Origin of the sequence: Anaeromassilibacillus sp. 1001302B_160321_C8, from assembly GCF_015554745.1 — a bacterium.
Taxonomy (GTDB): domain Bacteria; phylum Bacillota; class Clostridia; order Oscillospirales; family Acutalibacteraceae; genus Anaeromassilibacillus; species Anaeromassilibacillus stercoravium.
Genome location: NZ_JADNJD010000021.1, coordinates 26566 through 34481 on the forward strand (window position 1 = coordinate 26566; position 7916 = coordinate 34481).

The 7916-nt window shown below is 45.7% G+C and carries 5 protein-coding genes; 3 read left to right on the forward strand and 2 right to left on the reverse strand.

Annotated elements, in window-relative coordinates; genetic code table 11:
* Window positions 1-248: 248 nt before the first annotated feature.
* The 3 genes from I2E77_RS12435 to secF all read left to right on the forward strand — a co-directional run bounded on the left by I2E77_RS12435 (window position 249) and on the right by secF (window position 4789).
* Entirely contained in the window at window positions 249-1541 is a 1293-nt protein-coding gene (locus I2E77_RS12435) for an aminotransferase class I/II-fold pyridoxal phosphate-dependent enzyme (RefSeq protein ID WP_087231930.1), read from the forward strand.
* 867 nt (window positions 1542-2408) lie between these two features.
* Entirely contained in the window at window positions 2409-3821 is a 1413-nt protein-coding gene (secD, locus tag I2E77_RS12440) for a protein translocase subunit SecD (RefSeq protein WP_087231932.1), read from the forward strand.
* Complete coding sequence (gene secF / locus I2E77_RS12445) at window positions 3818-4789, forward strand: protein translocase subunit SecF (protein ID WP_195451341.1); 972 nt, start codon at window positions 3818-3820, stop codon at window positions 4787-4789. Before secD ends, secF begins: the two co-directional genes overlap by 4 nt.
* Window positions 4790-5175: 386 nt before the next feature.
* On the opposite strand, the gene I2E77_RS12450 is transcribed toward secF, so the two are convergent.
* Both I2E77_RS12450 and I2E77_RS12455 read right to left on the reverse strand, forming a co-directional pair.
* Window positions 5176-6546: a sensor domain-containing diguanylate cyclase gene (locus I2E77_RS12450; protein WP_087231938.1), complete on the reverse strand. Its 1371-nt coding sequence runs from the start codon at window positions 6544-6546 to the stop codon at window positions 5176-5178.
* A gap of 106 nt (window positions 6547-6652) precedes the next feature.
* A complete protein-coding gene (locus I2E77_RS12455; RefSeq protein ID WP_195451342.1) occupies window positions 6653-7639 on the reverse strand; it encodes an RluA family pseudouridine synthase in 987 nt (328 codons plus the stop codon).
* Window positions 7640-7916: the final 277 nt, after the last annotated feature.

Below are 7916 nucleotides of genomic sequence, written 5' to 3' on the forward strand. Positions count from 1 at the left end.
ACAGGTTGCATCCCGTCGTCGATATTGACAAGAATTTGCGCAAAAGTGTCCATAGAATCTGCCTTATTCCAAAAAATGCAAGAAGAGCTTTTTTGACTTGCGTTTTTTGGGTTGATCGATTACAATAGGAAGAGCGCTGAAACGCGCAAATCCCATCGTGTTTTTATGTGGTAAAGACGGGTTATAGGAACGTTTTCGAAATGGGATGCAGGGATAAATAGTTTTAATGCATTTTTTATTTAAAGGAGATGCTGGTTTTGGATTATCGTTCAATGTCAAATGAGGCGCTTAGCGCAGAAAAGGCGGACTTGGAAAAGCGCTATGCGGACTTTAAGGCCAGAGGCCTGAAGCTGAATATGGCGCGCGGAAAGCCCGGTGTGGATCAGTTGGATCTTTCCATGCCGATGCTGGACATTTTGAATTCCACTTCAAATATATACGCCTCCACCGGAGACGACTGCCGCAATTACGGCCTGGGCGATGGACTGCCGGAAATGCGGGAGCTGTTTGCAGAGATGTTGGGCATTGACGATCATAATATCATTGTGGGCGGCAACTCCAGCCTGAATATGATGTTCGATGCGATCTCCTGCGCTATGACGCATGGTTTCCCAGGCTGCAAGCCTTGGAGCCAGCAGGGGCATCTGAAGTTTTTGTGCCCTTCTCCGGGATACGACCGGCATTTCGCAATTACCGAGTACTTTGGCTTTGAACTGATCACTGTACCGATGACGGATCAGGGCCCGGACATGGACGTTGTAGAATCGTTGGTCAAAGACGATCCGACCATCAAAGGCATTTGGTGCGTACCGAAATATTCCAACCCAACAGGCATTACGTATTCGGATGAAACCGTCCGCAGGTTCGCCGCTTTGAAGCCTGCGGCGCCCGATTTCAAGATTTTCTGGGATAACGCCTACTGTGTCCATGATCTGACCGATACGCCGGACACGCTGCTGAACTTGTGGCATGAGTGCCGTAAGCAGCACAGCATTGATATGCCTATTTTCTTTGCTTCCACGAGCAAAATTACCTTCCCCGGTGCGGGCGTGGCGGCCATGGGTGCCAGCGAGCACAACCTCACGGTATTCCGTGAGCATTATTCCTATCAAACGATCGGCCCGGATAAGCTGAACCAGCTCCGTCATATCTACTTCTTTGGCAATCTCGATGGGGTAAAGCTGCAAATGGAAAAGCATCGTGCCATTTTGGAGCCGAAGTTCCAGGTTGTCCAGGAAAAGCTGGAATCTGCGCTCGGTGGGAAGAATATTGCGGAGTGGACCAATCCGAATGGCGGCTATTTTGTCAGTGTGGATGTTATGGACGGCTGCGCAAAGCGTGTAGTATCGTTGTGCAAGGAAGCCGGCGTCACTTTGACGGGTGCGGGCGCTACTTTCCCGTATCAGAAAGACCCGCGTGACCGCAATATCCGCGTAGCTCCGACGTATCCGCCGGTTTCTGAGCTGGAGCTGGCGATGGATCTGTTCTGTATCGCTGTTCAGCTTGCCGCGGTGGAAAAAATTCTTGCAGACCGGGCATAATCGTATATCAGCTTATTTCTGCTTTAGCAGCGGATACGTTTAATAAGCGTATCCGCTTTTTCTTTATCGCTTTCAGCATGACAAAACCCCCGGTTCTACCGGGGGTAGGTAAAAAAACCTTGGCAAAAGAAAAAGTAAAAAATCGTTCGTTCTTCAAAGGAAAAAGAATGGTACGGAGGTTCTGAAAGGAAGGCGGGGATTTTCGCGAAAAGTGTCCCTCTCGCAGAATGCTATGAAGTACCAAAGAGAACTGGTTTACCAGTAGCAGGGCAAACGATGCGATGATATTTTTCAGTACCCTTTCTAGGGGTCAGCAAGTACTGACCCCTCTGGGGTCTGAGCAAACCACTAGTTTTCTAGTGGTTGTGATTGCCTTTTAGGCTGAATAGAAGGTTCGGTTCTATCAGGTCCAAAAGCCAGCATGGTTCGAAGCTTATTTAGGGATATCGTGTATCCAGTCAGGGGCCGCATTATATAAGGTCCTATTCTAGAGCTTTGGTAGCTACAACAGAAAGCTAAAAAATGGAATGTAGCCATTAAAACGTGGAAAACAACTGGTTCATGCACCGCAGGACGGGTGATGAAATGGTCATTTTTAATACCCTCTTTTGGGGATCAATACAGTTTAGCACTTCTGAGCTCAAATACATTGCTGGTTTATTAATAGATTGGATTATTCATATACGAGTATAGGAGATATAATTAATTCATATTTTCTGGTCGCTTTAGGCAAAAAAACGGACAATAAATAATTTTATTGGCCGATTTGCACCAAATTCGTTGACTTTTTAGAATAAGAAATCTATAATAAGTTCTGTTACGTCTGCGGGGCAGCGCAGAAACCAAAAGACATTGGAGGATTTACGCATGAAGCGAGTAGGAAAACCAGTATTTTTCATCGTCGCCCTCCTTATCTTGGTTTTCACTTATGTCTCCTTATTTGGGGTACATGGGCAAAACGGAGATAACACCATCACCTACATAAAAGGTGCGAGCGACATTCGGTGGGGAATCGACATCAATGGCGGTGTCGAGGCAACCTTCAGCCCGGATACAGAAGGTGTGAAGGCCACAGAAGATCAATTGAATTCTGCTAGGGCAATCATTGAACTTCGTATGGTCAACCAGAATATCACGGACTATGAATTGTATGTGGATTATAATCAGGATCATATCATTGTCCGCTTCCCTTGGAAAAATGATGAGACAAGTTTTGATCCCGAATCTGCAATTGAAGAACTTTCTGCAACGGCAATGCTGACATTCCGTGAGGGGAATGAATATGCCACGCAGGAGACAGATGCGGACGGCAACCCGGTATATAAGACGCCGACAGGAACGACGGCAGATTCGGTCATCCTGGAGGGTAGCGACGTTACAAGTGCAGAGGCCCAGATGTACCAAGACCCAACAACGGGCACCACGCAGTATGAAGTTACCTTGCAGTTGAGCGAAGACGGTGCTCAGAAATTTGCAGATGCAACCGAGCGTTTGCAGGGACAGATTATTTCTATTTGGATGGATGATACCATGATTTCTGCCCCGACGGTAAATTCGGTGATTTCCGATGGCAGATGCTCTATTACGGGCGACTTTACCGCAGCGGAAGCCTCCGACTTAGCGAATAAGATCAACGCTGGTGCGTTGCCCTTTAAGCTTGTCACGACAAACTTCAGCACGGTCAGCCCGACGTTGGGCGCATCCGCACTGAGTGCGATGGAATTGGCCGGAATCATCGGATTTATTCTGGTTTGTTTAATTATGTTGATCGTTTACCGCCTGCCTGGGTTTGTGGCGATCATTGCCTTGCTTGGCCAGATTGCTCTTTGCTTTGCAGCAGTGTCCGGCTTCTTCCCGTTTATTAATAGCTTTACGATGACCCTGCCCGGCATCGCAGGTATTATTCTCTCGATTGGCATGGGGGTTGATGCAAATGTCATTACATCTACCCGTATTAAGGAAGAAATCAATTCCGATAAAACGTTGGACGGCGCAATTCAGAAAGGTTTCGCCAACAGCTTCTGGGCTATTTTTGACGGAAATATCACCACGATGATGGTGGCCCTCATTTTAATGATGGTGTTCGGCCCGACCAATATCCTGTCTTGGATTTTTGGTGCTTCCACCACAGGTTCGGTGTATTCGTTCGGCTATACGTTGCTGGTTGGCAACATTGGCAATTTCATTATGGGCGTCGGCGCTTCCCGTTTGATGCTGAAGTCTGTCTCGGGATTCAAATGCTTCCGCAATAAATGGTTATATGGAGGTGCCGCGAAATGAGAACATATCATATCAAATTTTGCGAAAGAAAAAAGATCTTCTTTGGGATTTCGTTGGCTATTATAGCGATTGGTATTATTTTTAATTTCATTTTCGGCACAAGTTTGGATATTCAGTTTACTGGCGGCGCAGTCATCCGTTATTCCTATTCTGGTAGTATCCAGCAGGGAGAAGTGGAAAACATTGTGAAGGATGCCAGTGGAAAAGACGTTACGGTTCGTATCCATGAAGATATGTCCACAGTAGACGATCCCACACAAGCGAACAACAGCGTATCCATCTCCTTTGCGGGGACAGATTCGATTTCCTTGGAGGAACAGCAAAGCATTGCATCAGCACTCGATGAGCAATATCCGGATGCACATTTTGAGGTGGTGGAGTCCAGTTCGGTCAATCCGACAATGGGCAAGAATTTCCTTCTGAAATGTGCGATGGCTGTTTTGATCGCTTTTATTTTGTTGCTTGTGTATGTTGGTTTCCGTTTTCGGAAGATTGGCGGCTTGACGGCCGGTGCAATGGCTATTGTTGCCCTGTTGCATGACGTTTTGATTGTTTACTTTGCGTTCGTGGTATTCCGAATGCCAATTAACGACAGCTTCATGGCGGTCGTGCTGACGATTCTCGGTTATTCTCTGAATAATACGATTATTATTTATGACCGTATCCGTGAAAACCGCCGCCTGATGGGACCGAAGACCCCCTATGCAGAGCTTGTTAATGCCAGCATCAATCAGACATTGACACGTTCCATTTATACATCCCTGACGACTTTTGTGGCGATCGCAGCGGTTTTTGTCGTGGGTAGTATCTATGGATTGACTTCTGTCACGACCTTTGCACTCCCGATGATGGTGGGTATTGTTGCAGGCTGTTATTCTTCCGTTTGCATTGCAGGCCCGCTCTATGTGGCGTGGGAAGAGCATAGAGAGAAAAAGAGAAATGCAGCTGCTCCTGTAGAGAGCAAATAAAAAAGTCCTTTAAGAGGAAAATCTGCATATATGTAAAAAATAGCGTCGTTGTAAAAACAACGGCGCTATTTTTTACGCTCTTTTAGGTCGGATATCTGCAACCCTTCGCCCAGAGTTTTAAGAAGCACCCTAGCTGCACAAATGGAGCCAATTTGCTTTTTCTATAAAGTAACATGCTCTTTCTCCATGTCCTTTAGGCTTGCAAGGGTGCAATACGTGTGGTCAGGCTTTTATAACCCCCCAACGAGAGGATCAAACGTCCTTTTTTCTTCCGAATGGGAGGGGGCTCCTCACGGTTGGCCATGCTAGGACATGGGGAAAGCAGGGAAGAATTCACAAGGGAACGGTGAACATATTGTGGGAAAATGATTCAAATGCGTTCCTTTTTATTCAATACAAGAGCTATTGCGCGGGCGACGTGTAGGATTTTCCGACGAAACAGAATCCTTATAGAAACGGCGTTTATCCTCATACATATGTTGATCCGCTAAGGTAATCAACGTTTTCAGATCGCTGGAAGTCTCCTGCCATTGATATCCCATTGCAACAGGAAGTTGTTCTTCCGTGAGGGAGGCCCTTAAGGTATCTACAAGCGAAAGAAATGCGGTTTCAGATTGATCTGAGGCAATAATCACAAACTCATCGCCGCCAGTGCGATACAAATTTGCATTTCCAAATACAGCCCGCATCTTCTCTGCACATTTTTTCAACGCTTGATCCCCATAAGAATGGCCATAAAAGTCATTGATCTCTTTAAGTCCGTTGAAGTCGAGAAATACCACACCAACAGACCCTCCCGCATTCGCGATTTCAGGAATATCCAAAATGTATTTGTTGCGGTTGTAAAAGCCGGTTAGGGTATCATGAAGGCTTAGATGCTGTAAACGGCGTTCATCCATGTGCCTCTGAAAGGTAATCATAATGAAATAGCGCAAGGTTTCCAAAAGAGAGACGATGTTACGAATTTTCTCATGGGGCGGATTATCTACACCAAAGTATCCATTGATTTGCCCGTTCTCTTCCAAGGGTGCGATCACCATATTTTGGATATCCTGTGGGGAAAGGACGTCATAGACTTTTTCCCCCCGGATTTCCTCGATGTCTTTCATAATGATGCATTGATGGTTTTGCAACTCATTTTCCCAGGGGATAACAATGGAAACATCCAATCCCTGTAAAGAATCGATCTGCGGCACAACACCTTCACGGCACCACTCGTGTGTGTTGTCCATTTTGTCGCCCCGGATTTTAAAAATGTAGGCGCGGTCTGCGGAAAGATATTGCCCGATGATCTGCAATACCTGATTGAGCGCTTTATCCAGATCCTGTTCCTTATATAGAATTCGAATACAGTCTAGAACCACTTGCTGGGTGTCTAACGCATACCGCAAATCTTTTTTTTCTTTTTCATAATCTGTGACATCGAATGCAATTTCCAAGCGCGCCAGTTTCCCGTCCCATTTGATTAGCCGATCCTTTAAAAGATAATGACGGCCAGTAACAGGGTTAGTTGTTTCCCAGCTATAGGTTTCATCTGTTCGGAGATACTGATTGGTGCAAAACGGACAGGGGGCATCCTGTAGCTCAATCACCTTATAGCATTTCAAACCTTCTAAGGAATCAATATTTAAAGCTGTTTTACCGGCTCGATTCATATACAAAAGATCATGGGTTTCTGGATCTGCGACATAGACCAGTTCCGAAACGTCGTCAATCGCGTCAACAAGACCGGTCAAATCGTCTGGTTTGTCCATCATGATTGCGTCACCTCTTATCCGAAATTAAAAATGCTCTATGTACTGCACTTGAACAGATTTATGATTCTCCGTTATAGAAAGAATCTGGATTCATTCAATACAAAATCTATAGGATTGTCCCTTGTGGGGCTAATTCTGGCCATTGGTAAAAATCTTTAAGGAACCAAATCTCCTTTGTCTCGAAGGTTCTCCCATTGAGATACTCCAAAATGCCCGCAGGCGTAGTAAAATTGAAACGCAATTTATAGGAATACAGAGCTTGATATTTGAAACCACATTCCTTATTGATCGCATTGGTCCCATATTTCCCATCGCCTGCAAGGGGATGCCCAATTGAGGCGAGATGCGCGCGTATTTGGTGGGTTCGCCCGGTTAGAAGTTCCACCTCTAAAAGGCTATACCGCCCACGCTCTGCCAAAACACGGTAGCGCGTCCGGATGCTTTTTGTATCCTTCGTTGGTTTGTGGGAAATATATACCCGGTTCTGCTTTTCATTTTTTTCTAGGAAGCCCTCCAGTGTTTCCGCACGCTTGGGCATGTGGCCGTGGACGATGCAGAGGTACAGCTTGGTGAGCTCCCGCTGTTTGACTTTCTCGTTCATAATGCGCAGGGTCTCTGCGTTTTTGGCGGCCATCACAATTCCGCCGGTGTTGCGGTCGATACGGTTTATCAGCGCAGGGGCAAAGGAGGCCTCGTTCTCCGGCTGGAATTCTCCTTTTCCATAGAGATAATGTTGAACCCGCGCGATCAAAGAATCAAAATGGTAGTGTTCGTCGGGGTGAACAATCAACCCAGGCTTTTTGTCCAGCAGCATCAAATTTTCGTCTTCGTAGAGGATGTTGAGCTTGCTTGGCGCTTTTAGGAAATCGTATTCTTTTGGCGACTGTTGAAAAAATTCATCCTTTAAGTACATGGTCAATACGTCGCCCACATTTAACCTGGTGGAGATTTCACACCGTTTCCCATTGCATTTGATATCTTTTTTCCGGATACTTTTATACATCATGGCCTGTGGCAGGTTGGGATAGGTTTTGGTTAAGTATTTATCCAGCCGCTGCCCTGCATCATTTGGCCCGATGGTCACCTGTTTCATAAAAATCCTCTTTCTAAATTTGGATTTTAAAACGAAAATCAGACCCTAAAGAATGTATCTCTTAAAAGCAGCGGGGGACACATCCCTGTATAAGTCCGAAATCCGTTTCTGTTTTATATAATTCAAGATATACAGTACCTATTATAACACGAAATTCGCACTAAAGAAAGTCTAGCTTTCATTGACAGGCTTCGACAGCATGTAGAGCTACAATACATGTTGGACAGAAGAGCAAGTAAAAGCAAATAAAAAAGTAGAAGGACAGAGCCTTCATAGG